The sequence below is a fragment of the Brevibacterium sp. NPDC056726 genome, assembly GCF_042790515.1.
GTDB classification, from domain to species: Bacteria; Actinomycetota; Actinomycetes; order Actinomycetales; family Brevibacteriaceae; genus Brevibacterium; species Brevibacterium sanguinis.
In genome coordinates, this window is sequence record NZ_JBHTYZ010000002.1 from 328053 (window position 1) to 353029 (window position 24977).

Annotated in this window: 24 protein-coding genes; 15 read left to right on the forward strand and 9 right to left on the reverse strand. The window is 66.0% G+C overall.

Features of this window, described 5'->3' with window-relative positions; all coding sequences use genetic code 11:
- Positions 1 to 40: 40 nt before the first annotated feature.
- From ACFQ91_RS04995 to ACFQ91_RS05005, 3 genes are all read left to right on the forward strand, one after another.
- Positions 41 to 1108, forward strand: coding sequence for an iron chelate uptake ABC transporter family permease subunit (locus ACFQ91_RS04995; protein WP_344251196.1), 1068 nt, complete (start codon positions 41 to 43; stop codon positions 1106 to 1108).
- A 95-nt stretch (positions 1109 to 1203) separates the two neighbouring features.
- A complete protein-coding gene (locus tag ACFQ91_RS05000; RefSeq protein ID WP_376904078.1) occupies positions 1204 to 2217 on the forward strand; it encodes a FecCD family ABC transporter permease in 1014 nt (337 codons plus the stop codon).
- The gene (locus ACFQ91_RS05005) at positions 2214 to 3083 is read left to right on the forward strand and encodes an ABC transporter ATP-binding protein (protein WP_376872902.1); all 870 of its coding nucleotides are present in this window, start codon (positions 2214 to 2216) and stop codon (positions 3081 to 3083) included. The genes ACFQ91_RS05000 and ACFQ91_RS05005 overlap by 4 nt, the downstream gene beginning before the upstream one ends.
- Positions 3084 to 3121: 38 nt before the next feature.
- On the opposite strand, the gene ACFQ91_RS05010 is transcribed toward ACFQ91_RS05005, so the two are convergent.
- From ACFQ91_RS05010 to ACFQ91_RS05020, 3 genes are read right to left on the reverse strand one after another with little or no spacing between them, the layout of a single operon-like run.
- Positions 3122 to 4249: a DUF808 domain-containing protein gene (locus tag ACFQ91_RS05010; protein WP_376872899.1), complete on the reverse strand. Its 1128-nt coding sequence runs from the start codon at positions 4247 to 4249 to the stop codon at positions 3122 to 3124.
- Positions 4250 to 4549 (reverse strand): META domain-containing protein, encoded by a 300-nt coding sequence (locus ACFQ91_RS05015; RefSeq protein ID WP_376872896.1) that lies wholly within the window; start codon positions 4547 to 4549, stop codon positions 4250 to 4252.
- On the reverse strand, positions 4546 to 5001 hold the full coding sequence (locus ACFQ91_RS05020; protein ID WP_376872893.1) for an META domain-containing protein: 456 nt from the start codon (positions 4999 to 5001) through the stop codon (positions 4546 to 4548). Before ACFQ91_RS05020 ends, ACFQ91_RS05015 begins: the two co-directional genes overlap by 4 nt.
- Positions 5002 to 5257: 256 nt before the next feature.
- On the opposite strand from ACFQ91_RS05020, the gene ACFQ91_RS05025 reads away from it, so the two are divergent.
- Together ACFQ91_RS05025 and ACFQ91_RS05030 are read left to right on the forward strand one after the other, a co-directional pair.
- Complete coding sequence (locus ACFQ91_RS05025) at positions 5258 to 7159, forward strand: LPXTG cell wall anchor domain-containing protein (RefSeq protein ID WP_376872890.1); 1902 nt, start codon at positions 5258 to 5260, stop codon at positions 7157 to 7159.
- A gap of 386 nt (positions 7160 to 7545) precedes the next feature.
- Positions 7546 to 9996, forward strand: coding sequence for an LPXTG cell wall anchor domain-containing protein (locus ACFQ91_RS05030; RefSeq protein ID WP_376904057.1), 2451 nt, complete (start codon positions 7546 to 7548; stop codon positions 9994 to 9996).
- Positions 9997 to 10126: 130 nt separating this feature from the next.
- Here ACFQ91_RS05030 and ACFQ91_RS05035 read toward each other — a convergent pair whose 3' ends face one another.
- Complete coding sequence (locus ACFQ91_RS05035; RefSeq protein ID WP_376872884.1) at positions 10127 to 10675, reverse strand: GNAT family N-acetyltransferase; 549 nt, start codon at positions 10673 to 10675, stop codon at positions 10127 to 10129.
- A 41-nt stretch (positions 10676 to 10716) separates the two neighbouring features.
- Here ACFQ91_RS05035 and ACFQ91_RS05040 point away from each other — a divergent pair, with 41 nt between their 5' ends.
- From ACFQ91_RS05040 to tpx, 6 genes are all read left to right on the forward strand, one after another.
- Positions 10717 to 10935: a hypothetical protein gene (locus tag ACFQ91_RS05040; protein WP_376872881.1), complete on the forward strand. Its 219-nt coding sequence runs from the start codon at positions 10717 to 10719 to the stop codon at positions 10933 to 10935.
- A 36-nt stretch (positions 10936 to 10971) separates the two neighbouring features.
- Positions 10972 to 11790 carry a thioesterase family protein gene (locus ACFQ91_RS05045; RefSeq protein ID WP_376872878.1) on the forward strand — a complete coding sequence of 273 codons (819 nt, stop codon included), beginning with the start codon at positions 10972 to 10974 and terminating at the stop codon, positions 11788 to 11790.
- 130 nt (positions 11791 to 11920) lie between these two features.
- Positions 11921 to 12361, forward strand: a complete 441-nt coding sequence (locus tag ACFQ91_RS05050; protein ID WP_376904058.1) for a VOC family protein — start codon at positions 11921 to 11923, stop codon at positions 12359 to 12361.
- Positions 12358 to 12873, forward strand: a complete 516-nt coding sequence (locus tag ACFQ91_RS05055; RefSeq protein ID WP_376873013.1) for a DinB family protein — start codon at positions 12358 to 12360, stop codon at positions 12871 to 12873. Before ACFQ91_RS05050 ends, ACFQ91_RS05055 begins: the two co-directional genes overlap by 4 nt.
- Positions 12874 to 12971: 98 nt before the next feature.
- On the forward strand, positions 12972 to 13964 hold the full coding sequence (locus ACFQ91_RS05060; RefSeq protein ID WP_140955664.1) for a DUF368 domain-containing protein: 993 nt from the start codon (positions 12972 to 12974) through the stop codon (positions 13962 to 13964).
- 115 nt (positions 13965 to 14079) lie between these two features.
- Positions 14080 to 14580, forward strand: a complete 501-nt coding sequence (gene tpx, locus ACFQ91_RS05065; RefSeq protein ID WP_140955665.1) for a thiol peroxidase — start codon at positions 14080 to 14082, stop codon at positions 14578 to 14580.
- A 3-nt stretch (positions 14581 to 14583) separates the two neighbouring features.
- Here the strand turns inward: tpx and ACFQ91_RS05070 are convergent, their stop codons facing one another.
- Positions 14584 to 15303, reverse strand: a complete 720-nt coding sequence (locus ACFQ91_RS05070) for a PIG-L deacetylase family protein (protein ID WP_376873009.1) — start codon at positions 15301 to 15303, stop codon at positions 14584 to 14586.
- A 165-nt stretch (positions 15304 to 15468) separates the two neighbouring features.
- Here ACFQ91_RS05070 and ACFQ91_RS05075 point away from each other — a divergent pair, with 165 nt between their 5' ends.
- A complete protein-coding gene (locus tag ACFQ91_RS05075; protein WP_376873006.1) occupies positions 15469 to 16056 on the forward strand; it encodes a hypothetical protein in 588 nt (195 codons plus the stop codon).
- Positions 16057 to 16183: 127 nt separating this feature from the next.
- Positions 16184 to 16855: a hypothetical protein gene (locus ACFQ91_RS05080; RefSeq protein WP_376873003.1), complete on the forward strand. Its 672-nt coding sequence runs from the start codon at positions 16184 to 16186 to the stop codon at positions 16853 to 16855.
- Here ACFQ91_RS05080 and ACFQ91_RS05085 read toward each other — a convergent pair.
- From ACFQ91_RS05085 to ACFQ91_RS05095, 3 genes are all read right to left on the reverse strand, one after another.
- Positions 16830 to 18296 (reverse strand): FAD-dependent oxidoreductase, encoded by a 1467-nt coding sequence (locus ACFQ91_RS05085; protein ID WP_376873000.1) that lies wholly within the window; start codon positions 18294 to 18296, stop codon positions 16830 to 16832. The genes ACFQ91_RS05080 and ACFQ91_RS05085 overlap by 26 nt on opposite strands.
- 200 nt (positions 18297 to 18496) lie before the next feature.
- Positions 18497 to 18838 carry a hypothetical protein gene (locus ACFQ91_RS05090; RefSeq protein WP_376872997.1) on the reverse strand — a complete coding sequence of 114 codons (342 nt, stop codon included), beginning with the start codon at positions 18836 to 18838 and terminating at the stop codon, positions 18497 to 18499.
- A 494-nt stretch (positions 18839 to 19332) separates the two neighbouring features.
- Positions 19333 to 19902: a hypothetical protein gene (locus ACFQ91_RS05095; RefSeq protein WP_376872994.1), complete on the reverse strand. Its 570-nt coding sequence runs from the start codon at positions 19900 to 19902 to the stop codon at positions 19333 to 19335.
- Between the two features lie 323 nt (positions 19903 to 20225).
- On the opposite strand from ACFQ91_RS05095, the gene ACFQ91_RS05100 reads away from it, so the two are divergent.
- Together ACFQ91_RS05100 and ACFQ91_RS05105 are read left to right on the forward strand one after the other, a co-directional pair.
- Positions 20226 to 21194, forward strand: coding sequence for a cytochrome c oxidase assembly protein (locus ACFQ91_RS05100; protein ID WP_376872991.1), 969 nt, complete (start codon positions 20226 to 20228; stop codon positions 21192 to 21194).
- A 491-nt stretch (positions 21195 to 21685) separates the two neighbouring features.
- Positions 21686 to 24091 (forward strand): DUF222 domain-containing protein, encoded by a 2406-nt coding sequence (locus ACFQ91_RS05105; protein ID WP_376904062.1) that lies wholly within the window; start codon positions 21686 to 21688, stop codon positions 24089 to 24091.
- Between the two features lie 230 nt (positions 24092 to 24321).
- On the opposite strand, the gene ACFQ91_RS05110 is transcribed toward ACFQ91_RS05105, so the two are convergent.
- The gene (locus tag ACFQ91_RS05110) at positions 24322 to 24906 is read right to left on the reverse strand and encodes an HhH-GPD-type base excision DNA repair protein (RefSeq protein WP_376873180.1); all 585 of its coding nucleotides are present in this window, start codon (positions 24904 to 24906) and stop codon (positions 24322 to 24324) included.
- Between the last annotated feature and the right edge of the window lie 71 nt (positions 24907 to 24977).

The window sequence follows — 24977 nt, forward strand, 5'->3', positions numbered from 1 at the left end:
TTAGCCTGTCCTTAATCAATCGACCTCCGAGGATCTTCCGATGACTGCTCTCGCCACCCCCGCCTCGGCGACAGCAGACTCCTCATCGAAGCCCTCGACCTCGGCCGCACTCAAGGCGAGACGGGCCATCGGCCTCGTCATTGCGCTCGTCGCCCTCGTCGTCGTCATCCTCGCCTCCCTGGCGATCGGCACGCGGGACATGCCGGTCTCGGAGGTCATCGGCGCCTTCGTCGCCCCCTCCGGCAGCGACGATCAGCTCGTCGTCCTCGAGCTGCGGTTCCCGCGGACCGTGCTCGGCATCATCGTCGGCATGGGACTGGGGCTGTCCGGGGCGCTCATCCAGGCGCTCACCCGCAACCCGCTCGCCGATCCCGGCATCCTCGGCGTCAATGCCGGGGCGTCGTTCGCCGTCACCGTCGGCATCGGATTCTTCGGCATCACCTCGATCAGCGGCTACGTCTGGTTCGCCTTCCTCGGTGCCCTGCTCGCAACGACCGGCGTCTACGTCATCGGCTCCGCCGGGCGCACCCGCACGGTCGATCCCATCCGCCTCACCCTCGCCGGTGTCGCCGTGGCCGCGGTGCTCACGGGACTGACGAAGGGCATCCTGCTCACCAACGAACGCGCGTTCGACGCATTCCGCTCGTGGGACGTCGGCGCGATCGCCGGCCGCGACTTCGACACCGTCTCCGCGGTCGTCCCGTTCATCGCGATCGGCATCGTCCTCGCCTTGGCGCTCTCGCACTCGCTCAACGCCGTCGCCCTCGGTGACGATCTCGCCGCGAGCCTGGGCACCTCGGTCAACCGCACGCGGATCCTCTCGATCATCGCCGTCACCCTCCTCGCCGGAGCCGCCACCGCAGCGGCCGGTCCGATCGGCTTCATCGGGCTGATGATCCCGCACATCGCGCGGTGGATCGTCGGTCCCGACCAACGGTGGATCCTCAGCTATTCGCTCATCCTGTCCCCGATCCTCCTGCTCGCCTCCGACATCATCGGCCGTGTCGTCATGAAGCCCGGTGAGCTGCAGGTCGGCGTCGTCACCGCCTTCGTCGGCGCCCCCGTCCTCATCGCGCTCGTGCGCCGGAAGAAAGCGAGCGGCCTGTGAGCCCGACATCGGCAGCCGCAGACACCAGCCCGGTCCGCGAACTCGTCCCCGGCAAGGGCGTGGCCGCGGGGGAGCGCATCGACTTCGGTCGGCCCATGGCCCGGGTGCTCGGCCATCGCATCGACGTCCGCGTCGTCGTGGCCGCCGGCATCGTCGCGTTCCTCGCCCTCGTCTGCGGCTTCTTCGGCCTTCTCCTCGGGGAGTTCTCCCTCACCCCCGCCGAGGTGTTCGAAGGTCTCTTCGGGGCCGCTGACCAGCGCATCGTCAACACCGTCGTCGGCGAATGGCGGGCCCCGCGGATCGTCGCCGGCATCGTCCTCGGCGCCGGCCTCGGCGTCTCCGGAGCCGTCTTCCAGTCGCTGACGCGCAATCCGCTCGGCAGCCCGGACATCATCGGCTTCTCCACCGGCGCCTACACCGGCGGCATCGTGACGATCATCTTCTTCGGGACGAGCTTCGTCTCCACCGCCTTCGGCGCGATCCTCGGCGGCATCCTCACCGCCGTCCTCGTCTACGTCCTCACGTGGAAGGGCGGCGTCCAGGGCTTCCGGCTCATCATCGTCGGCATCGCGCTCACCGCGATGCTCAGCGCCTTCAACACGTGGCTGATCATGCGCGCCGACCTCGACCTCGCGATGGCCGCCGCCACGTGGGGCGCGGGCACCCTCAACGGCATGGGCTGGTCGACGATCCTGCCGGCGACGATCGCCACGATCGTCCTCGGCATCGCCTGCGGACTCTTCTCCCGCGACCTCGGCACGCTTGAACTCGGCGACGACACCGCGAAGGCCCTCGGGGTGCGCAACGAACCCGTGCGGGCGGCGCTCATCCTCGTCGCCGTCGCGCTCGTCGCCGTGGTCACCGCCGCTGCCGGCCCGATCGCCTTCGTCGCCCTGGCCGCCCCGCAGATCGGGCGGCGCATCGCGAGGTCGCAGGGCACGAGCCTGCTCATGGCCGCCGCCGTGGGCGCGCTCCTCCTCGTCGGGGCCGACCTCATCGCCCAGCACGCCCTGGGCGAGATCCAACTTCCCGTCGGAGTCGTCACCGTGTGCATCGGCGGCGTCTACCTCATCTGGCTACTCGTCCAAGAAGCTCGGAGGGCACAATGAGCGCTCACACCATGGCCGCAGACCGCGCATCCTCAGGGGTCGACGCCCCGGCGCCGCTGATGGCGGAGAACCTCGACCTCGCCTATGACCAGCGCCAGATCGTCTCCGACCTCGATGTGCAGATCCCGGAGGGGAAGTTCACCGTCATCGTCGGACCGAATGCGTGCGGCAAGTCGACGCTGCTGCGTGCCCTCGCGCGTCTCCTGCCGCCGGCGAAGGGAACCGTCCTCCTCGACGGCACGGACATCACGAAGCTGAAGACGAAGCAGATCGCCAAGCGCCTCGGCCTGCTGCCGCAGAGCTCGATCGCCCCGGAGGGCATCACGGTCGGCGAGCTCGTCGCGCGCGGTCGCCACCCGCACCAGTCGTTCCTCAAGCAGTGGACGGATGCCGACGAGATCGCCGTGCTCTCCGCGCTGCGAGCGACGAACACCGAGGAGCTCTCGGCCCGTCAGGTCGATGAGCTCTCCGGCGGTCAGCGGCAGCGGGTGTGGGTTGCGATGGTGCTCGCCCAGGAGACGCCGCTGCTCCTCCTCGACGAGCCGACGACGTTCCTCGACGTCGCCTTCCAGATCGAACTGCTCGACCTGTTCGCCCAGCTCAACCACGAGCACGGGCACACGCTCGTCGCCGTGCTCCACGACCTCAACCAGGCGTGCCGCTACGCCGACGAGATCATCGCGATGAAGGACGGCGCGATCGTCGCTCAGGGCGCCCCCTCGCAGATCGTCACCGCCGAGCTCGTCCACGACGTATTCGGCATCGACTGCAGCGTCATCGACGACCCGGTCACCGGCGCGCCGATGATCGTGCCCGGCCCGCCGAAGAAGACCTTCGCCGACCGTGCGGAGAAGGCCAGCGCCTGACGTTCGCGCGGCTCCTCAGCTGAATCCGGGAGTGCCGCCTACCGCTTGTCGGTCCCGTCGCCGTCAGGCCCGTCGGTGTCGGGCCGGGCGACATTGGTCCCGTCGGTGTCGGGTCGGCTGCCGGCCTGTGTGCCGGTGTTCGACGTGTCCGGTGCAGTGCCCTGAGCGCTCCGCGCATCGGCAGTCCGGGCGGCGGTCGCGGCCATGTGATCGGCACCGCCGTGGTTGGGCTTCTTCACGAGCTTCTGGATGCCGATCGCGATCGCCGCGACGATGGCACCCCAGATCGCACCGAGGATGAGCGAGAAGAACGTGTTGACGAGCCAGCCGAGGATGCCGGCCACCTCGGCGGCAGGAGCCTCGAGGCTGTGGACGAAGTCGTAGATGGCAGTGAAGCCGAGTTCGTCGGTGCCGACGAGGATGATGTGGCCGCCGACCCAGAGCATCGCCAGAGTGCCGATGACGGAGAGCCCGCCGAGGAGCTTCGGCATCGCCTGGACGAGGAAGCGACCGAACTTCTGCGTGCCCGGATTCTCGCGCCCGGCGAGGTTGAGGCCGATGTCGTCCATCTTGACGATGAGGGCGACGACGCCGTAGACGCCGACGGTGATCGCGAGCGCGACGACGACGAGGATGATCGCCCGGGAGAGCAGCGGCTCGTCGGCCACCTCGTTGAGGGCGATGACCATGATCTCGCAGCTGAGCACGAAGTCCGTGGTGATCGCCGAGCGCACGATCTTCTTCTCACGACCTGCCTCATCCTCGGGAGCCTGCCCGGCGGCCTCCTCCTTGTCGTCGTGCGCCTCGACCCAGCCGAGCTTCTCGAAGATCTTCTCGGCCCCCTCGAAGCACAGGTATGTGCCGCCGACCATGAGGAGGGGAGTGAGCAGCCACGGCAGGAACTGACTGAGCAGCAGGATGATCGGCAGGATGATGACGATCTTGTTGAACAGCGAGCCGATCGCGATGCGCTTGATGATCGGCAGTTCGCGCTTGGGATCGACGCCCTCGACGAACTTCGGGGTGACAGCGGCATCGTCGACGACGACGCCGACGGTCTTTGCACCGGCGCGCGAAGCACCCGCGGCGACGTCGTCGAGGCTGGCCGCCGAGAGTTTGACGAGTGCTGCCACGTCGTCGAGGAGGGCGAAGAGGCCGCCGGCCATCTACTTCTCCCCGCTGTTGTCGCGGATCAGCTCGCCGAGGCGGTTCCCGCTCTGGTCGAAGACCGCGAGGACATCACCGTCGACCTCGACCCGGCGCACGCGCCCGAGCCACATCTTCATCCCCGGCGCGGCCATCTGAGTGGTGAGGAACGGGGCGATCACCGCTGCATCGTCGCCGTCGGGCTCCCAGGTCGTCACGATGCGATTGGCCCCGTCGCTGCCGTTGAGAGTCCCGTCGGCTGCGAGTGCGAGGAACGCCTTCGAATCCCCGCCCGCCGACCAGTGTCCGTCGAGAGTCACTTGTCCTTCTCCAATCCGCCGATGACAGATCCCTGCCCGTCCTTGACCGTCATGACATCTCCTTCGATCGTCGCCGTCGAGGCCTTCGACAGCCACTGATTCCCGGGACAGGCTTTCTGCGTAGTTGCGAACGGCTCGATCGTGATCTCGTCTCCTTCGACAGTCCAGGTCGTGGCGATGGCATTGCACCCGTCCGACCCCGAGACGGCACCGTCTTCGGAGAATTCCAGGAACGGATCTCCGGCCTCAGGTGACGTCCATCTGCCGACAGGATCGAGCTCGGCCGCGGCGGTCTCGGTCGGTGAGCTTGTCTCACTGGGAGCCGAACTCGTGGGTGACTCGGCAGGAGAGCCTGTGCTGCACGCGGCAAGAGGCAGTGCCGCCGCAAGGGCGACCGCGCCGAGGACGCGCCTGAGGCCGGAGGACAGTCGGTGCACGGTGAGGGTCGTCATGCACCGATCATAACGGGGAGGCCCGAGAGGTCGATCCCCATCGCCGACGAAGCGCGCGAATCCATGTTTTGTTCGTTTTGTTCACCGGCAACACGCAACCTTGTTGCTTCGCACCGTTGCCGATCCGTAACCTGGCACACGGTTGAGAGACGTATTCGTGACCTGTTCGTGACAGCGCACATGACTGCTGAGCGAGCGAGACCGCGCGTACGGCCGACAATCACACCAGACAATCCGACCAAGGGAATCCAAGAGTATGCAGAAGAAACTCGTGCAGAGTTCGCTCGCCCTGACCGCCGCCGCAGCGCTCGGTCTCGGCAGCGCCTTCTTCGCGTCGCCTGCGATGGCCACCGCCGCCCCGCAGAAGCTCGACGTGCAGAGCGACACCCAGATCCAGAAGGCACTGTCCGACATCGAAGGCGTCAATGCCTACGGTGAGCGCGACGGCAAGCTCAGCCTCGGCGTCGAGAAGAAGACGCAGGAGATCAAGGATCTCGAGAAGAAGTACTCGAACATCACGATCACCGAAGGCGTCAAGGAGCTTGAGCCGTACGCGAAGAACGACCTCGTCGGCGGTGCCGGGTACCTCGTGCAGGCCCCGGCCGGCGGCGGCGTCTGCTCGACCGGATTCTCCGGCTGGGACGACGCGGGCAAGCCCGTCGTCCTCACTGCCGGTCACTGCGCGAAGGACTACAACGCCGAGACCGGTGAGATCAGCGGTGACTCGACCGTCGACCAGACCGAGCGCCCGAGCACCGCGACGGCCAACGGCGGCGAGGGCTTCGATCCGTCGGGCCTCGGCATCGCCGGCAAGTGGGGCTTCACGAGCTACGGCAGCGGTGACCTCCTCACGGGTGAGGATCCCGATGCCTGGCCGCTGCCCAAGGAATCCGACATCGACTTCGCCGTCATCAACGTCGACGAGTCGAAGTACAACGTCAAGAACGGTGTGACCGACTGGACCACCGCGGACACCGAGGATCTGTCCTCGAGCCTCGCGACGAATATCGCGAAGGTCGGTGCCCACACCGAGGGCAAGATCCAGAAGTCCGGACGCACCACCGGTCTGACCGAGGGCGAGGTCATCCCGCGCGAGCAGTACGACTATGACTTCACGAATGTCGGCGGATACTGGGTGCACGGCTTCGGCGTGACCTCGCCGGCCGACAAGCCGTTCTCGCAGCCGGGCGACTCGGGTGGAGCCGTCTTCCAGGGCGACACCGCTGTCGGCGTCATCTCCGGCGGCGGACCTGCCGGCGACGGCACGCAGTTCGGCTGGGTCGCTGACCTCGACTACTCGCTCGAGCAGTCCGGCCAGTCGTTCAACATCGAGAAGCCGGGCACGGAAACCCCCGAGGCTCCGGCCGCTCCCGTGGTCGAGGATCAGACGATCAAGCCCAACGGTGACGTCAAGGGCAAGGCCGCGGCGAATGCCGAGGTCAAGGTCGACTGGAAGCCGGCCGCCGATGCCGGCACGAACAGTGCACAGGCCGCGACGGAGGGCTCGGAGACGGTCAAGGCCGACGCCGATGGCAACTTCGTCCTCGAGGGCCCCGATGCCGCCGGCGACTACGACTACACCGCGACGGCTGTCGTCGACGGTCAGGAGTCGGAAGCCGCGACCTTCACGGTGACCGTCGAGGAGGAGAAGACCGAGACCCCGGCTCCGGTGGAGCGAGGAATCACGGTCGACCCGAAGGAGATCGCCGCCTCGGACTTCGTCCAGCAGGACAAGGCCGTGCAGATCACCGTCAAGGGCTTCGACGAGGGCGAGAAGGTGTCGCTCAAGCTCGTGTCCGGACCGGAGAACGTCAAGGGCATCGAACTCGACGAGACGGCCAACGCCGATGGCGTCGCCGCCTTCTCGATCTACGGAACGAGCGCCTCTGACCCCTCGGTCTACGTCGGCCAGTACGACGTGTCCGTCACCGGTGCCAATGACACCGAGGACGAGTCAGCTCTGACTGGGTCGTTCAAGGTCGTTGCCGATGAGAAGGGCAACGGCGGCGGAAGCGACGACGGCAAGGACGGCGGTGACGGTGGCGGCGATCTGCCCCGCACCGGTGCCGAACTCACCGGTCTCGCTGCCGGTGCAGGTCTGCTCCTCGTCGGTGGCGCCGCTGTGGTGCTGACGATGCGTCGCGCGAAGAAGAACTGAATGCGCTGAGCTGGGCACAGTGACTGACTCTGTTCAGTTGCGGTGTGAGCACAGTTGACAGGGCGCCCTCGGTGGAGACACCGGGGGCGCCCGTGTTTTCCGTTTCGTGATGCTGCACTGCGACGCGCGCCCGATGAGTCGAGAGGTTGCCGCATCGGGGCCGAGCGGCGTTCTGGTGCGGTTCTCACGACTCAGCAGCGGTCTGAACAGGAACGAAGACAATTCGGTTGCTCGGTCTCGTTCGAGCAGTCTTCTGTTTCGTTCATTTAGTTCACAGGAACAGACCCCATTTCTTGGTGGTCCTTGGATGCGGCCCGTAACCTGTTTGTGACTAAGGTCATCACTTTGTGACATTGGTAACTCCCCGAAGAAGAGAGACGGAAAGTATGCAGAAGAAGCTCGTGCAGAGCTCGCTCGCTCTGACCGCCGCCGCGGCGCTCGGTCTGGGCAGTGCGTTCTTCGCAGGTCCCGCCATTGCGGACGGCGCGAAGCCAGCATTCAGCCAGCAGTCGGCGACGACGGCAGCCAAGCAGATCGAAGAGGTGAATGCCTTCGGTTTCGACAAGTCCACCAAAACTCTGACGCTTGGTGTTGAGAGCGATTCGGACGTCGATACCAAGAAGATCGACGAACTCAAAGAGAAGTACGGAGCGGATAAGGTCGAGGTCTTGTCCGGATTCTCCGAGATGAAGGCGTACGCTGCCAACGACGCCGTCGGTGGAATGGGCTACCTCGTCAACGACGAACAAGGAGCCCTCGCGGGTGCATGCTCCGCCGGTATCGGCGCGTGGAGTGAGACCGACGGAAAGCCAGTCGTGCTCACCGCTGGCCATTGTGCCGAGCAGTTCGTGAACGAACCGGGCAATCCCGACAACGGCAAGCACCTCGGCTGGACCACTCCGCGCGATGCCGAGCAGCCTTCGACCGCTCCTGCGGCCGGTGGCGACGGGTTCGAGGATAAGGGTACCGGTGACCCCGGCGAGTGGGGGTACAAGAAGTACGGTTCGCTCGTTGAGCCGGGTGAGACCACTGGCAACGCCGATGATATCGACTTCGCAGTCATGGAAATCGACCCTGCAAAGTACGGTATCAAGACCGGTATCACCGACTGGACAACCGCTAAGACGAATGATCTCTCGACAAGCGTCAATCCGATCACGCGCATCGGCGCGCACACCGAAGGCTCTATTTCGAAGGCCGGCCGCACCACGGGCCTGACGACCGGAACGGTCATTCCCAGAGATCGAGCCAATTTCGACTACATGAACATCGGTGGACGCTGGGTTCACGGATTCGCAGTCGAGTCGCCGATTGGTGAGCCGTTCGTCGCCCCGGGAGACTCCGGTGGCGGTGTATTCCAGGGCGACACCGCGGTCGGTGTTGTCTCCGGCGGCGGACCGGCGGAATGGTCCGACGGCACCGAGTTCAGCCTCGGCTGGGTCGCTGATCTCGACTACTCGCTCGAGCAGTCTGGTCAGAATGTCACTCTGACCCCGCCGGACGACGGTGGCGGCGACGACGCGAACGCTGACACCACGGCTGGCGCTGAGGCGGACGCTTCGACCGGTGCGAACGCTGACGCCGGTGCTGACGGTGCCGAGGCGGACGCTTCGACCGGTGCGAACGCTGACGCCGGTGCTGATGGTGCCGAGGCTGACGCTTCGACCGGTGCGAACGCTGACGCCGGTGCTGATGGTGCCGAGGCTGACGCCTCGACCGGTGCCAACGCTGACGCCGGTGCTGACGGTGCCGAGGCTGACGCTTCGACCGGTGCGAACGCTGACGCTGGTGCTGACGGTGCCGAGGCTGACGCTTCTGACGACGGCAACCCGGAACAGCCGGAAGCGCCGAAGGCCGGAGACCAGACGATCAAGCCCAACGGTCAGGTGACCGGTCAGGCTGCTCCGAACGCTGACGTGAAGATCACCTGGGCGCCGAAGGCCGGTGCGCAGTCCGCTTCGAAGCAGACGGCGGGTGCCACGGCTCAGGCCGCTCCGACCGGTTCGGAGACCGTCACGGCCGACGCCGACGGAAACTTCACCATCGAGGGCCCCGAAGCTGTCGGTGCCTACGACTACACCGCCCAGGCCGTCGTCGACGGTCAGGAATCCGAGGTCACGGAGTTCACGGTGACCGTCGAGGCCGCTGATGACGCGAACGCTGCGGCCAATGGTGACGATGCTGAGGCTGACTCCGGTGCAGAAGCCGATGCCGGTGCTGATGCCAAGGACGCCAACGCGGACTCGGGTGCCGACGCGAAGGATGCGGGTGCCAATGCCGCAGCCGACGCGAAGGACGCCAACGCCGACTCGGATGATTCGAAGGACGGCGGCGAGGCTCCGGCTGAGCGCGCGATCTCGATCACCCCGCAGGAGATCGTCGACACGGACTTCGTCCAGAAGGACAAGGGCGTGAAGATCACCGTCAAGGGCTTCGACGAGGGTGAGACTGTCACGCTCAAGGTCGTCGCCGGTCCCGACAACGTCGAGGGCATCGAGCTGACCGAGACTGCGAACGCCGACGGCGTCGCCGGATTCTCGATCTACGGCACGAGCGCCTCCGACCCCTCGGTCTACCGCGGCAAGTACGACGTGTCCGTCACCGGTGCCAACGACACCGACGACGAGTCGCCCCTGACCGGTTCGTTCACGGTCGTCTCCGATGACCAGGGCAACGGCGGCGGTGGCAGCGACGATGGTGGCAAGGACGGCGGTGACGGCGGCGGCGACCTGCCCCGCACCGGTGCCGAGCTCACCGGTCTCGCAGCCGGTGCAGGCCTGCTCCTCGTCGGCGGTGCCGCTGTGGTGCTGACGATGCGTCGGGTCAAGAAGAACTGAGACTCTGTGATCACTGAGTGATCACGCGAGTGCAGCAGAAGCGCCCCTGGTGGACATCACCAGGGGCGCTTCGCTGTCCCTGAACTCTGTGCTGAGTCCCGATCTCTGTGCTGAGTCCCGAACTCTGCGCTCAGTCCGGTTGGTCGTCCCAGGCGACCGGAATCCTCTCGCCGGTCTCCCATTCCTCCCGCAGAATCGCATACGCGACGGCATCGAGCCGGTCACCGCCCTCGACGGTCCAGGCCCGCCGGTGGTGAGCCTCCTTCGTCCACCCCGCACGGACGAACACCTTCCGCATCGCGACGTTGTCCGCCCTCGTCATCCCTTCGAAGCGCTGCGCCGAGGTGGTCGTGAACAGATGGTCCGTCACCGCCCGGAGGATCGCTTCGCCCAGGCCCCTGCCGCGGTGATCCGCCGCCAAGCGCAGGTCGAACTCCGGTGTGTCGGCATCGAGGTCGTCGATGCGCACGAGGCCGATCCGACCCAGCTTGACGTCGACGACCCACAGTGCGACGCCGTCATCGCCGAGGAAGCCACCGGAGTCGACGAACTCGGCGGCCTCACCGACCGACCGCACTCCCGCCCGTGCATGGTAGGGAAAGGCGTTCGTCGAGAAGAACTCGATGAGTGCGGCGCGATCGCGGCCTACGGGAACGATCGGCTCGAGGGATATGCTCATGGCGACAACGGTAGTCCGTCACGGCAGGAAGGGGAGTGGGAGTGAGCATCGACGACGATCCCTTCGACTACCGGATCACGAAGTCCGGAGTTATCGTCATCGGGCGCGGCGGTCGCACCGTCATGGAGCTCGGCGGTCGGCAGGCCGCCGCACTCATTCCCAAGCTCGGTCGCAGCGATGACGTCGACCAGCAGCTGCTCGCGCGAGCGACAGGGAACTATCGCCGCGGCAACGAGCGCCGAAATCGTCGCTCACGATGACTTGTCTACCGATCAGTAATTGGTAACGTGAGTCACATGACCGATGAGACCCAGAGCGAGTTCGCCCGTGCGACCGCAGTGACTCCGCGCGGCGATGCCCGCTTCTCCGCCGACCTCGACGGCAGCTGGAAGGTCGGCGGCGCCGTCAACGGGGGCTACCTCCTCGGCGTCATCGGTCGAGCGATGGCGCAGACCGTTCCCACCACGCCGGATCCGCTCGTCATCTCCGCGTACTACCTCGGTCCCAGCGATTCCGGACCCGCCGAGGTGGCGGTGCGGACCATCCGCACCGGGCGCTCGAGTGCGACGCTGGGCGCCGATCTCAGTCAGGAGGGGCAGCCGAGGATCACGGCGCTCGCGACGTTCGGCAGCCTCGGCGCGCTTCCCGACGACGTCGGCACCTCAGCGCAGCCACCGGAGCTTCCCGACCCGGACGACTGCATTCCGATGGCCGAGGGACCGCAGGAGTTCCTCGACTCCGCACCCGTCGTCTTCCGCTACGACATGCGTCTCGACCCCGCCACCGCGGGATTCGCCGCGGGCCGCCCGAGCGGGCGCGGTCTCCTCCAGGGATGGATCAGGCTCGCCGACGGCGCCGATGCCGACCCGCTGGCGCTGCTCGCCTTCCTCGACGCCTTCCCGCCGGTGATGTTCGACCTCGGGCGCTTCAACTGGGCGCCGACGATGGAGCTCACCGCCCACGTGCGGGCGAACCCGGCACCGGGCTGGATCGGCGTGAAGGTGCAGACCCGCAACATCGCCGGCGGCATGTTCGAAGAGGACTGCGAGCTGTGGGACTCAGCCGGTCGCCTCGTCGCCCAGTCCCGTCAGCTCGCGCGCCAGCCGCGTGCCTGAGCCCGCACCTCGCGGCCGTGTGAGACGTCACATGACAGCGGATCTCGGTCAGCGGCGGCCGCGTCAGTGCCGCGTCATAGGGTGGAACCCGTCATCGACTGCTCGACCATATACGGAAGGACCACGTGTCATGGCCTCGCTGAACTCCCTGAGCATCACCTTCGACTGCACTGACGTCGAAACCCAGTCGCTGTTCTGGGCGGAGCTGCTCCACGCCGAGATCGATGAGGGCGCCGACGAGTTCGTCGCGAGCATCGGCGGAATCCATGACGGGGCATCGCCGACCCCGGGCATGCTCTTCCTCAAGGTCGATGACCGGGCCGATGCTCCGGGCGCCGGCGCGGAGAGCGCGGGTCGCGTCGTGGCGAAGAATCCGCTCCACATCGACCTCGACGACCCCGACTATCCTGCCGACGTCGATCGCGCCGTGGCGCTGGGAGCGACGAAGGTCGCCTCGTTCGACGAATACGGCATCGAATGGACGACGCTGACCGACCCCGAGGGCTACGTCTTCGACATCGGTCGCCGCAAGGCAGAGAGTCGCAAGGCAGAGAGTGAGGAGCTCCGATGAACCTGCCGCTGGACGAACCCCGCGACCAGCCGGACGAGCGTGAGGGACTCGTCGAATTCCTCGACTACCAACGGCAGGTGCTGCGCCGGAAGGTCGCCGGATTGAGCGCGGAGGAGCTGCGGCGCACCGTCGGCACCTCGAGTCTCACGCTCGGCGGCATCCTCAAACATCTCAGCCTCGTCGAGTACACGTGGTTCCTCGATCGCACGGCGGGGGAGGCGCTGCCCGAACCGTTCGCGGCGATCGATTGGCGCAGTGACCGCGACTGGGATTTCGAGAGCGCCGCTGACGATTCGCCTGAAGAGCTGCTCGACCTCCACGAACGCGCGGTCGAGAGCTCACGGGAGGTGCTCGCCGGCATCGCCGATCTCGGCACACCGCTGCGCCGCCGCTCCCACGGCAGCGTGCAGAACGTGCGGTGGGTGCTCATCCACATGATCGAGGAGTACGCCCGACACCTCGGCCACGCCGATCTCCTCCGAGAGAGCATCGACGGGGCCGTCGGCGACTGATCGGGTCGGGCCGCTCACCTGCGCGATCAGGGAGGGCGCAGATCGCTGTGAGACGATAGAGGTGAATCCCATGCCCTGTCGTCGGACGAAAGCGACCCTTGACTTCTCCTGCCCCCAATCACACCAGCACGCCCACTGACGCGCCGCGCCGCTCGAAGGCGTGGATTCCCCTCGACCTCGTGCGCGGATTCCTCATCGGTTCCGCCGAGCTCGTCCCCGGCGTCTCCGGCGGCACGGTGGCCCTCGTCACCGGTGTCTACGACCAGCTCATCGACTCCGCCGCGCACGTCGTCAAGGCCGCGAAGACGCTCGTCACCGGCCCTGATCGGCTCTCCGGGGCTCTCGCGGAGCTCAAGCGCACCGACTGGTTCCTCATCATCCCCGTCCTCCTCGGCATGGCCACCGCCGTCTTCAGCATCGCCGGTCTCATGGCCGGATTCGTCACCGACAACCCCGAACTCGCCCGCGGACTGTTCTTCGGACTCGTCGCCGCGAGCATCCTCGTGCCCCTGCTCATGCTGCCGCCCCGGACGCGGCGCGAACCCATTGCGCTCGGCATCCTCGCCTTCATCGCCGCGGCCGCGCTGGCGTTCTGGATGACCGGGCTGGCCGGCGGCGCCGAGGTGGAGAACCCGCCGCTCATCGCCGTCTTCCTCGTCGCTTCGGTCGCGATCTGCGCGCTCGTCGTGCCCGGTGTCTCCGGCTCGTTCTTCCTTCTCGCCGTCGGCATGTACACGACGACTCTGCGGGCCGTCGACGAACGCGACCTCGTCTACATCGCCGTCTTCGGCCTCGGCGCCGTCGTCGGCCTCGCCGTCTTCGTCAACATCCTCCGCTACTTCCTCCACAATCACCGCTGGTGGACGCTGCTCATCATGGCCGGTCTCATGCTCGGATCCCTCCGCGCTCTGTGGCCGTGGCAGTCCGCCGCCGAGGTGGGCTCCGACGGCGAACCGCACGGTGCCGGCGGCCTGCTCGCCCCCTACGACCCCGTGCTCGGCCCGGTGCTCCTCGCGGTCGCCGGGGCGATCGTCGTCATCATCCTCATCATCGTCGAGAAGCGCTTCGCCGCGAAGCCGTCCGCCCACTGAGGCGCCCCACCGAGGCGGTGGTTCGCCTCGGCGCTGGACGGTCGGTTGAGGTCGACGACGATTGCCGTAGAGTGAGGAACGACCCATTCACCGTCCGTCAAGGAGCGATCGAAGCATGGCGACCACAGCACTCGAAGGTAACCCCGTCCACACCTCCGGAGACCTCCCGGCCATCGGCACGCAGGCTCCGGCCTACACGCTCGTCGGCAACGACCTCGGCGAGGTCAACTCCTCGGAATTCGCCGACTCCCGGGTCGTGCTCAACATCTTCCCGAGCGTCGACACCGGAGTGTGCGCCGCCTCGGTGCGCCGGTTCAACGAACTCGCCGCGAGCCTCGAGAACACGACCGTCGTGTGCGTGTCGAACGACCTGCCGTTCGCGCAGGCCCGCTTCTGCGGTGCGGAGAGCATCGACGATGTCGTCACCGCCTCGGCGTTCCGCAGCGCCTTCGGCAAGGAGTACGGCGTGACGATGGTCGACGGACCGCTGGCCGGACTGCTCGCCCGCGCCGTCGTCGTCCTCGATGACACGGGAACGGTGATCTACACGCAGCTCGTCGACGAGATCACCACCGAACCCGACTACGATGCGGCGATGGCGTCCCTCGGCGCCTGATCCTCACATCTCGTACACGCGCACAGGCAGGGCGTATTCGACGCCCGCCTGTGCGCCGGTGTTTGCGCAGATGTCGGTGATCATGTCCTTCGGCTCGGGATGATCCCCGAGCGCTTCGAGGTAGACCGTGTGCGCTTCGAGCGATTCCACGCCCTTGGCGACATCCTCGGCGCTCAGTTCGATCGCATCCGTCGGTGAGTCGGGGCCGGTGACGAGCAGCCGACTCGCCTTCCACGCCTCCAGACCGGAATCGGCGAGGTCGGTGAACAGCCACGGATTGTCCGCGTCCCGGATCGCGTCGACCGTCGCGATGCCGGCCGCCCGATGATCGACGTGGTTGAGGCCCCACGCCGTCTCGAGATTCCAGTTCGTCACCATGACGGCGTCCGGCCTGAACTCGCGCAGCTTCTTCGCGATCGCGCGCCGCAGCTCCTGGCTGACGTCGAGCATGCCGTCGGGGAACTCGAGGATCTCGAGGTCGTCGACGCCGACGATGCGGCACGCCCGCGCCTGCTCCTCCGCGCGGAGCGGAGCGACCTGGTCCGGCGGCATCGAGCGGATGCCCGCCTCACCGCGGGTGAGCAGGAGGTAGGCGACGGTCTTCCCCTGGCCGGTCCACTTCGCCACCGCCGCTGAGGCGCCGTACTCCATGTCATCGGGGTGGGCGACGATGCAGAGGACGCGGTCGATGTCGAAATCGTCGAGGAGGGGGAGATCAGCCATGTCCTCAAGGCTATGCCCCGGTCGGGATTCACGCCAGGGTCCGGCCGTGGCCCGTGCCGTACGATGTTGCTGACTGCGATGGAAGGCGTGACGATGACCCCTCGGCGGCTGCTCGGCGGGATGCTGATTGCCTGTCTCCTCACCTCTGGGTGCTCTGCCCTGAGAGTGAGCACGTCCGAGCAGGATTCCGGACCGGTGGCCGTCGGCGTCGGTGACGGCTCGCCGGAGACGGGGAACGCCGACGCGATTCCGGACGGGTGGCAGGACGTCGAGGCCGCTCTCGGAGACGAGTGCCCGATCGCCATCGAATTCGCCGCCGACCCCCGATGGATCGACGCTGGGGGAGTGAGCGGCTATCAGGTCTACGCGAACGGTGAGGAGCGCCTCATCAGCATCAACTGCTATGCCTGGGGCGGCGATGGCCCGGAGTCCGTCACCGACGAGGCCATGAATGTGATCCTCACCGACCCGGGCTCCCGCGTCGTCACCGAGAAGGTCGGCGAGATGCCGGGCGGAGTCTACTGGTCCGTCCAGGGAGAGCTGGGCGCCTCGTCGGTGCGTTCGATCGGCGGCACGGAGTCGGTGTTCTACGGTGCGGTGGCGGGGCTCCGGGATGAGGGACGGCTCTACAGGGTCAGCGTTGAGATGGCAGCGAAGAAGGACGACGCCGAGGCGGCCGCCGTCTACGCGCTGATGCTGCCGACCGTGCGCTTCGCGGGGAATCCGGTCACGCCGCCGCTGGGCCTGAAATGAGCTCTGCTGTCCTCTGCATCGGCGTCTGAGGATGCGCTGCTGACTGTGCCCGCCGGAGGCGTCTGAGGCGAGGCCGCAGACGACGCCCGCCGGTAGGATTGTGGTGACTCTGACGGAAGGCCTAACGATGACCCTGCGATCCCTGACCACCGGCCTTCTCGCGCTGACCGTGGTTCTCAGCGGCTGCTCGGCGATGCGGGTGAGCACGAACGAGGGTGATTCCGCGCCCGTGAAGGTGGGTGTCGGCGATGGGTCGACGTCGACGCCGACCGCGGAGTCGGGTGTCGGGGCGATTCCGCCGGGGATGACGGAGCAGGCCATCGACGTGGGGCAGTCGTGTCCGGTGCCCATCGCGATTGCGATGGATGACGAGTGGAGCGACTCGACGGGATACGACGGGTACCGCCTGTTCGAGCGCGGGCCGGGTGCGCTCATGACGGTCAACTGCTATGAGGACGACGACATCACCCCGGCCGACGTCGTGAAGTCCGCGCAGGACACGACCTTCGACTCGGCGGGATCCCAGATGTCGTCGGAGGAGACCGGGCAGGTGACCGGGGGAGAGTACTGGACGTTCACCGGCACTCTCGGCCCCGATGACATGCGGTCGGTCGAGTCCTCGGAGTCACTGATCTACGGGGTGGCAGCCGGTGTGCAGGTGGAGGGTCGACAGTTCAAGGTGACGCTGGAGATGGTCGTCAAGAGCGAGGATCAGGCGACCGCTGACGTCTTCGCGACGATGCTGCCGACGGTGCGTTTGGCCGACGAGAATCTCACTCCGCCGCCGGGGCTGAACTGACGGTCGCTCCGGCCCGGCGCTGAGCCTGAGGTACGGCGTCGAGCGCGACGGCGGGGACGGACTCGTCGGGGCGAGCGGCCGCCTCGTCACTGCTGGCCGCCTCGGTGTTCGGTGCCTGAGCGCTGAGGTTCTCTTGACTGGACGTCTCAGCGGTGCCGGCAACTGCTTCCGCCGTTCGACCGTCCGCAGTCGCAGTCGCAGTCTCGGTGGAAGGTGCGGGACTCTGGCCGGCCGAGCCGCCGTCAGCGGTGGTCTCGAGGCGTTTGAGGAGTTCGCGGGCGGCGATGCGACCGGCGCGGGTCGCGCCGATCGTCGAGCTCGCGGAACCGTAGCCGACGAGGAAGATGCGGTGATCGTCCCGGACGGCCACCTCGGTGTCCATGGCGATGCCGCCCTCTCGGGTGCGCAGGTGGAGGGGTGCGAGGTGGTTGAGGGCGGCGCGGAATCCGGTGTTCCAGAAGATGACGTCGACCTCTTCGATGCGCTCCTCGGGGAACGGCTGCCATGACTGGGGGAGGGCGAGACGGTCGCTGTGGGAGGGGCCGAGGCCCTCGGAGGTCACTGCCTCCTCGGCGGGCCGGGCCGGGAAATGCACGCCGTGGGGGAGGATCTCATCGAACATGCCGCGGGAGACGAGGACTCCGGATTCGACGCCGTCGAGGAATTCGCGGCGCAGCGGCAGCCCGGTGGTGCGGACGACGCTGGCCGGGGGGAGTCCGGCGAGGGTGCGGGAGCGCACCGCGCGTTCGACCTCGAGTCCCCAGTTGCCGTCGAATTCGCGGGCGGTGAAGTTCGGTGGACGGCGGGTGGCCCACAGGGTGTCGGTGACGGTGGCGAGTTCGAGGAGGAACTGGGTGGCGGAGATGCCGCCGCCGACGACGAGAGTGCGCAGGCCGCGGAAGTCCTCAACCTTGCGGAACTGGGCGGTGTGGAGCTGTTTGCCCTCGAATTCGGCGATCCCGGGTACGTAGGGGACGTAGGGGTGGGTCCACGTGCCCGTCGCGTTGATGAGGTAGTCGCTTGTGAGGTGGAGGCGTTCGCCGTCGAGCATGACGGTGAGCTTGAGCGGTCCGGTACCGGTGTCGTCGGAGGTCACGTGGGCCACCTCGGCGGGACGGACGACGCAGAGTTCGAGTTCCGTCTCGAAGCGGGAGTAGTAGTCGGTGACGATCTCGGATGCGGGCACGGATGGGTCGGGGGCGCCGAGGGGGAAGCCGGGGAGGTCAGCGATGTGATTCGTCGAACCGAGCGTCAGGGATTCCCAGCGCTGCCGCCAGGCACCGCCGGGGCCGTCGCTGGCGTCGAGGACGATGAAGTCCCGACCAGGTTTCAAACCATCGCGCCAGAGGTAGTGCGCGGCCGAGAGACCGGCCTGACCTGCGCCGATGATGACAACGCGCCAGTGTGAGTCGACGAGCAACTCGGTGAGTCGGCAAACCATGGCGATAGTCTCTCAGGGAGCCTTGAGGTTTTCTTGTGTGAATTGGCGACGATTCGGCAAGTGCGGACGGAGGGAGATGGCGCGGGGGAACGGGGGTCGATTGCGCGGACGAATGGATGTTTAGGGCATAGGCGAACAGACGGCGATTCTGCAGGTGTCGTGGAAGGGTAGGGGACGATTCCACTTCAGTTGCAACTGGGTCAATTGCAGTCGGGACCATTCGGATTCGCATTGCAGTCCTCGTCGACGAGGTAGCGGTGGAATCGGTAGACGTCGATGGTCAGCTCATTGCTGGCGACATAGGCGTAGCCGTCGATGGGGATCCAGGGGCCGCCGTCGACGGAGAATTCGCCGGTGAACGTCGTCGTCATCTCGACGGTGGTCGGTCCGACCTCTTGGAAGTCGTGGCCGATCTCCGGCTTGTCGCCGGGCTGCGGTTTCGAGCCCTTGGTTGTGGTCGTCGCGCCGGTGCCGTCGCCGAAGTTCCAGCTGTACTTCTCCGGAGTCACCTTCACCTGCACGGCGTAGGTGAGGAGGGTCATGTCGATGTAGCTGACGTCGGCGTTCGTCCAGAAGGCGGCGGGTTTGCCGATGACCGCCCAGTCCTTCGGCCAGGCCTGAATGGTCGGCGCGGGGATGTCGAATGTCTGGAACTGCGATTCGGGAATCTCCGTCGGCGGTGCCGGTCGCGCCGGACCTCCTCCGCCCCCTCCGCCACCGCCTCCGGGCAGGTCAGCGCAGATATAGCCGAGCTCTTCATAGACGCAGTCTGGTCGCCCGTCTCCGTCACCATCGTCGGAACCGCCGCCACCGCCGCCGCCGGAGCCCCCGCCTCCACCGGAGCCGCCTCCTCCACCGGAGCCTCCCCCGTCACCGCCGCCTCCGCCGGGTGGACCTGGGGGAGCGGGTGGTTGGACTATGCCACAGTTTCGTTCATTGAGCGCGTCGCAACCGGGTCCCTTGGCCGCTATCGATGTGGGCGAAACAGTGATCGCCGCTACAAATACTGCGATGAAGACGGCCAGGGACTTAACGATTACTCGCACGACTTGCTCCACAGTTCCTGGTTAGTGATAACCCATCCTGAGTCCTTCTCAGTAGCGGTATGCCTGATCGTTAGGCTCTGTGGCGATTGAGACGGTAACGGCTCGCCTAGTTTTACTACTGCCCGGTTAGAATCGTTTGAGCAGTAAAGAAGCGTGACCTCGTTCGATCCGGCTTCATCCTGCTTCAGTTTGACTTCATCGACACGAAGGTCGAAGTAGTCGTATTCCCCGGCCATATACTCCCCGTTCTTCTTTAGCTCGTTCGCGCTGCTCTCTAGAGCCTCGAGCGAACTGTCGGCGGCGTACTTATCGACTCCTTCCATATCTTCACCGCCAGAGCTAAATACCCGGTTCATCGTCTTGATGTACCCCTCGAACGCCACCAGCGCCCCGTCGACCGCCTTCTTCTCGTCGTCGGTGAGGTCGAGGTCGGTGGTGTACTCGGGGACGGTCGGCGTCGAGGTTCCGGCCGAGGGACCTGCCGCAGGAAGAGTCGACGTCGGCGCTGCAACCGGGGAGTTGTCCTCGCACCCTGAGATGACCGCGCCGAGGGCTGCCACAGCCGCGATTGCGGCAACCGTGCGGAGACGGCGACGGATGGTGGTTCGACGAGCTGGTGTAGCGATTCCGGTTCTCATTCCACGCCTCTGTGGTCCGTGATGCTGACACTGCGGTTCGTGCCGACGGCACCTCTGATGGCCAGGCGCCAGGGTGTCCCACATTATGCGAGAACTCATGGATTGAGAACAGACGCAGTTGAATCTGTGGATAACCTGCTCACGAGTCGGCTATTCACTCGCCGGCTCTGACAGGGGAGTAACCTAGTCGTCAGACCTACTCGCTGAGACAGCGAGACCCGTGTGAGATAGGTGCCGTACGCAACATGACTGACCTGGCGTGGATTCCGACCGCAACGCCGTCCCTGAAAGCATTTCTCGGCTTCGACCTGCAGCCGATACCCGTCATACCCGTCATTGCGGGTCTCGTCGCTCTCGCCTACGTCATCGGATGGATCCGTCTCGCCGTCCAGAAGCGCCCGTGGCCGGCATGGCGGGGGATCCTCTTCCTCCTCGGCTGCCTGCTCCTCGCCGCGACCATGGGACTCGCGATCGAGGGCTACGGCCAGGTCATGTTCTCGGTCTTCATGTTCCAGCAGATGACCCTCATGATGGCCGTGCCACCGCTGCTCCTCCTCGGCGCTCCCGGAACGCTCCTGCTCCGCTCGACACCGCGGAATCTGCCGGGCCGGATGATCCTGAGAGCGGCCATCTTCGGCCTGCGATCGTGGCCGGGCAAGATCATCGTCCACCCGCTGTTCTCGATTCCGCTGTTCCTCGCCCTCTTCTACGGCCTCTATCTCTCCGACGCCGCGAGCTGGGTCTTCAACCAGGGCATCGGCGTCCACATCGCGCTCGAACTCGTCTTCCTCTTCACGGGAATAGTCTTCAACGCAACGCTCATCCCTGCCGACCCGCTTCCCGTCCCCGAATCGCACGTCGTCCGCATCTTCCACTCCTTCATGGAAGCGGGTCTGCACGCGTTCTTCGGTGTCATCGTCATGATGGCTGCGCTGCCCTTGGTCGATCGGTTCGCCCAGCTCCCGCCGAGGTGGGGGATCGACCCCATGGAAGATCAGAAACTCGCCGGTGGGATTGCGTGGGCGTACGGCGAGGGTCCCGCCGTCATCATTCTCCTCATCATCCTCATCACGTGGTTCCGTCAGGAGTCGAAGAACAACAAGATCCGTGACCGTGAGGTTGCGATGCACGGTGACAAGGAGTTGGACGCCTACAACGACTACCTCCGACAGCTCGCCGAGAGTGAGGGCCGCGGCTCGACTGCCGAACGCTGAGTCAGCGGCTCGTCTGCCAAGCGCTCAGTTCGCCGCTCGACTGCCGATCGCTGGGTTAGCGGCTCGACCATGGGCCATTGTTCGATCGCCGATCATTATTCGACCGGCGGGCATTGTTCGACCAGTCGTCATCGTTCGACCAGCGGCGCTTGCTCGACCAGCATTCATTGCCCGAACCGCCGTCGTCAACGGTCGGCGCGTACTGCTGTCGCGAGCCTGGCAGACGTCTCTCGTGCGGACGTGTCTGTTCCGTGGTCGTGTCTGTGCCGACCTGTAGCATCGACCCACCCCGGAACACACACGAACCCCGGCTGACACCGAAGTCGCGACACGCATCGGCACGTAGACAACACAACTTGCGCTAGGAATCGAAGAATCTAGAACACCGGGAAAATAGTCGAACAAAAAACAAAGAAACATCTTGACACACACCGCAATGGTGTATAATAGGTCACAAGACATGGACAATGGCGAATGGACCCCTGGAGACCATGACTCTCACCCCGAACCGCAAACACCCCACCCCCGGCAACGACGCCGCGGGTGCGCACACGGCCGGGTCGTCTTCGCCGGAATTCTCCCCATCCTCTGGTGACACCCCGCACGCCGGGTCGCTGTTCGATCAGCTCACCAACGCCGGCATCGACCTCACCGGTAACCCCCTCGCCGACACCTTCGCCGGCCTCACCCCCGCCCCTCCCGCCGAAGACCACAGCCCCGAGCCGGAGAGCGCCTACTTCGATACTCTCGGCGACGACAGTGATGACAATGCCGTCGACGGTAGTGATGCGGGCCAACTCGGTTCCGCCGGTGCTGACCCTACGAGCGCCAACGGGCGTTATAACGGGCCTTCTGGCTGCGACGATGCCACCGGTGGTGACTACGATGCCGCAAACGGTCCCGTGCCCGAGCATGAACGTCCTGTCGCCCGCCGCCACACCACTGATGCCGCCAGTGGGGATTCGACTCCGACGGATGCCCCGTCAGTCGAGGACGAGGAGCCGGATTCCGTCGAGGCTGAGATCGCTGAGATCGCCGCGGCCGCTGCCGCGTTGGACGGGGACACCGACGTGCCCGCCTGGGTGAGCAGGCACCCCCTCTTCACCGGCACCGCGTGGGCCGACCTGTCCGCGTTCGCCCCGGAAGTCACCACCGGCATCACCACCCTCATGCACCTCGATGCCCAACTGCGGTCCTTCGACAAACCCATGGGACCCGACGAGGCACTCCTCCTCGTCGACGGTGCCGAAGCCCTCTCTCGGGTCTCTGAAGCCCTGTCGATTCTCGCCCTGTCCGTCTATGACCGGGTGGGGACACCGGCGGAGACGGGGGCGAAGGACACGAAGTCCCTCATCCAGGACCGACTCAACCTCACCCGGACAGAAGCCCACCGGCGGGCCGAGATGGCCAAGAACCTCGGCGGGCGGGTGGATCTGGCCGGGCAGGCACTCAAACCCTTGTGTCCTGAAGTCTCCGAAGCCCTCCACACGGGCGCGTTGTCGGCGGGGCAGGCGAAGACCATTGATGACTGCCTGGCCGCCCTGCCTGACTGGGTGAGCCCGGAGCAGCGGGCGGATGTGGAGAAACGCCTCGTCGGTTATGCGCCGACGGTGCGGGTGACTGATATTCGTGCGATCTTCAATCGGATGCTGGGGTATATCGACCCGGATGGGAAGAAACCGGTCGAGGAGACACCGCGCAGTGACTATGCGGTGACGATCCGACCCAAACGCAATGGTGACTGGGTGCTCAATGGTCTCCTCGACCCTGTAGCGGGGGCGGCGTTGAACGGGTTGCTGACCTCGCGGATCAAATCCGCGACCGAAACCACGACACCCCAGGACACAGCCCACACCGACAGTGACGGCAGTGCTTTCGGCGCCCCCGCCGACGGTTCGGGTGCCTGCGGGAATCCTGACGATGGTGTCTTCGATGCGGCCGCCGATGCCGTCGGAGTTCGCGCCGGGAATGACACCGTGATTGACGGTCAGGAGTCTCTCTTCGACGTTGTCGATTCCGTGCTGCACGGTGACCGTTTCGACGCACCCCTACCGACCGTCGGCCAGGCTCCAGCCTGGGGCCGAGCAGACACAGACGCCACCACTAGCTCCAACGGCACTGCCGGCACTGATAGCACTCGTCCCGGTGAGGTTCCGGGTGAGCCGGAGGACAGCGAGTTCCTCGTGGGTGTCGGGGTGCGTGCTGACGGGTCCCGGGTCGATCTGACCGCCGAGCAGCCGACAGCCAGGGCGTGGATCTATGAACGGTTCGCGACTCTGGTCTCGCGGATCAGCATGGACCAGGCCGGGGCCGGGACTCCTTACGCGCTCGTCGTGACTGCGACGGCTGAGGATCTTGCCCACGGCACCGGGGAGGGCACGACCGGTGTTGAGACGCCGATCCCGATCGGTGAACTGCAGGCCCGCGGGTTGAACGGGCAGGTGTTCTTCCATCTGGTGTCACAGAAGGCGAAGACGGTGCAGGTGCTCACGGAGAAACGGTTTGCCAACAAGCAGCAGATCGCGGTGGTCACGGCCCGTGACAAGGGGTGTACGTTCCCGGGGTGTGATGCCCCTCCGGGGTGGTGCGATGCCAATCATGTGATCCCGCACGCCCGCGGTGGGCGCACGGAGATCAACAATCTGGCTCTGGCGTGCAGTGCGCATCATCATCTGATGGACCGGTCGGAGTGGGAGATGCGGATGATGGCCAATGGGCGCCCGGCGTGGGTGCCACCGGCATCGGTCGATCCTGCCCGGGAACCGATCTTCCATCCTCGGTTCCTGGCCGAGGACATCATCACCACCCTCTTCGACGACCTCGGTCACTCGGGCGGCCCTGATGATGCCGGTGGGGGCGAGCCGGGTGCGAACGGGTCGAGTCGACCACCCGACTGAGATCGGAGGGGACGACTGTGCCTGAACCCAACCTGTGGCTGTGGACCTGTGGCAGTGGAACCATCAATTGAACGACACCGCAGCCGACCAAGCCGCGGTAGAACCGTCAACTGAACAACATCGCAGCCGACTAAGCTGCCGTGGAACTATCACTCGAACGACACTGCAACCGACCGAGCCGCCGTGGAGCCGTCGGCTGGACGAGAACTGTCGTCGACGGGAACCCGACTCTACTTCGCTGCTTTCTCGGCCTTCGCCGCAGCCTTGGCCTGCTTCTTGAAGGCTCGGACCTCTTGGAGAGTTCCCTCGTCGACGACATCGGCGATCGAACGTCGGCTACCATCCTCACCGTAGACACCGGCTGCCTCGCGCCAACCAGGCGCCGAGAGACCGAATTGCTTGCCGAGAAGTGCAAGGAAGATTTTCGCCTTCTGCTCCCCGAAACCGGGCAGGTTATTCAAACGCTTGAGCACCTCGGCGCCGGTCGGCTCTCCGCGGGTCCAAATCGCTGCGGTGTCGCCGTCGTAGTCGTCGACGATGGCCTCAGCGAGTTTCTGCACTCTGGCGGCCATCGACTTCGGGAACCGATGCACGGCAGGCTTCTCCGCGAACTTCTCGAGGAATTCGTCCGGGTTCATCTCCGCGATCTCGGCGACGTCAAGTCTGCCCAGGCGCTCAGCGAGCTTGGCCGGACCAGCGAAGGCGACCTCCATCGGGACCTGCTGATCGAGCAGCATGCCTGTGAGCAGGGCGAAGGGGTCCTCGGCGAGGAGTTCATCGGACTTTGGATCACCGGAGAGATAAACGGTCGTCATCCCTCCATACTGGCACGTTTGCCGAAATGTAGCACTCAATTTGCGCGTCAAGGTGATCAACCGGCGTGATG

Bases quoted from the DNA above. Each gene is read 5' to 3' on its own strand.
- ACFQ91_RS05090 (WP_376872997.1), bottom strand. From the start codon at position 18,838: ATGACCCTCCTCACCTACGCCGTGCAGGTGAAGGTGACTCCGGAGAAG.
- ACFQ91_RS05110 (WP_376873180.1), bottom strand. From the start codon at position 24,906: ATGACGACCGTTTATCTCTCCGGTGATCCAAAGTCCGATGAACTCCTC.
- ACFQ91_RS05045 (WP_376872878.1), top strand. From the start codon at position 10,972: ATGACCGATGAGACCCAGAGCGAGTTCGCCCGTGCGACCGCAGTGACT.
- ACFQ91_RS05055 (WP_376873013.1), top strand. From the start codon at position 12,358: ATGAACCTGCCGCTGGACGAACCCCGCGACCAGCCGGACGAGCGTGAG.
- ACFQ91_RS05070 (WP_376873009.1), bottom strand. From the start codon at position 15,303: ATGGCTGATCTCCCCCTCCTCGACGATTTCGACATCGACCGCGTCCTC.
- ACFQ91_RS05010 (WP_376872899.1), bottom strand. From the start codon at position 4,249: ATGGCCGGCGGCCTCTTCGCCCTCCTCGACGACGTGGCAGCACTCGTC.
- ACFQ91_RS05020 (WP_376872893.1), bottom strand. From the start codon at position 5,001: ATGACGACCCTCACCGTGCACCGACTGTCCTCCGGCCTCAGGCGCGTC.
- ACFQ91_RS04995 (WP_344251196.1), top strand. From the start codon at position 41: ATGACTGCTCTCGCCACCCCCGCCTCGGCGACAGCAGACTCCTCATCG.
- ACFQ91_RS05105 (WP_376904062.1), top strand. From the start codon at position 21,686: ATGACTCTCACCCCGAACCGCAAACACCCCACCCCCGGCAACGACGCC.
- ACFQ91_RS05005 (WP_376872902.1), top strand. From the start codon at position 2,214: ATGAGCGCTCACACCATGGCCGCAGACCGCGCATCCTCAGGGGTCGAC.
- ACFQ91_RS05100 (WP_376872991.1), top strand. From the start codon at position 20,226: ATGACTGACCTGGCGTGGATTCCGACCGCAACGCCGTCCCTGAAAGCA.
- tpx (WP_140955665.1), top strand. From the start codon at position 14,080: ATGGCGACCACAGCACTCGAAGGTAACCCCGTCCACACCTCCGGAGAC.
- ACFQ91_RS05030 (WP_376904057.1), top strand. From the start codon at position 7,546: ATGCAGAAGAAGCTCGTGCAGAGCTCGCTCGCTCTGACCGCCGCCGCG.
- ACFQ91_RS05085 (WP_376873000.1), bottom strand. From the start codon at position 18,296: ATGGTTTGCCGACTCACCGAGTTGCTCGTCGACTCACACTGGCGCGTT.
- ACFQ91_RS05050 (WP_376904058.1), top strand. From the start codon at position 11,921: ATGGCCTCGCTGAACTCCCTGAGCATCACCTTCGACTGCACTGACGTC.
- ACFQ91_RS05025 (WP_376872890.1), top strand. From the start codon at position 5,258: ATGCAGAAGAAACTCGTGCAGAGTTCGCTCGCCCTGACCGCCGCCGCA.
- ACFQ91_RS05035 (WP_376872884.1), bottom strand. From the start codon at position 10,675: ATGAGCATATCCCTCGAGCCGATCGTTCCCGTAGGCCGCGATCGCGCC.
- ACFQ91_RS05080 (WP_376873003.1), top strand. From the start codon at position 16,184: ATGACCCTGCGATCCCTGACCACCGGCCTTCTCGCGCTGACCGTGGTT.
- ACFQ91_RS05000 (WP_376904078.1), top strand. From the start codon at position 1,204: ATGGCCCGGGTGCTCGGCCATCGCATCGACGTCCGCGTCGTCGTGGCC.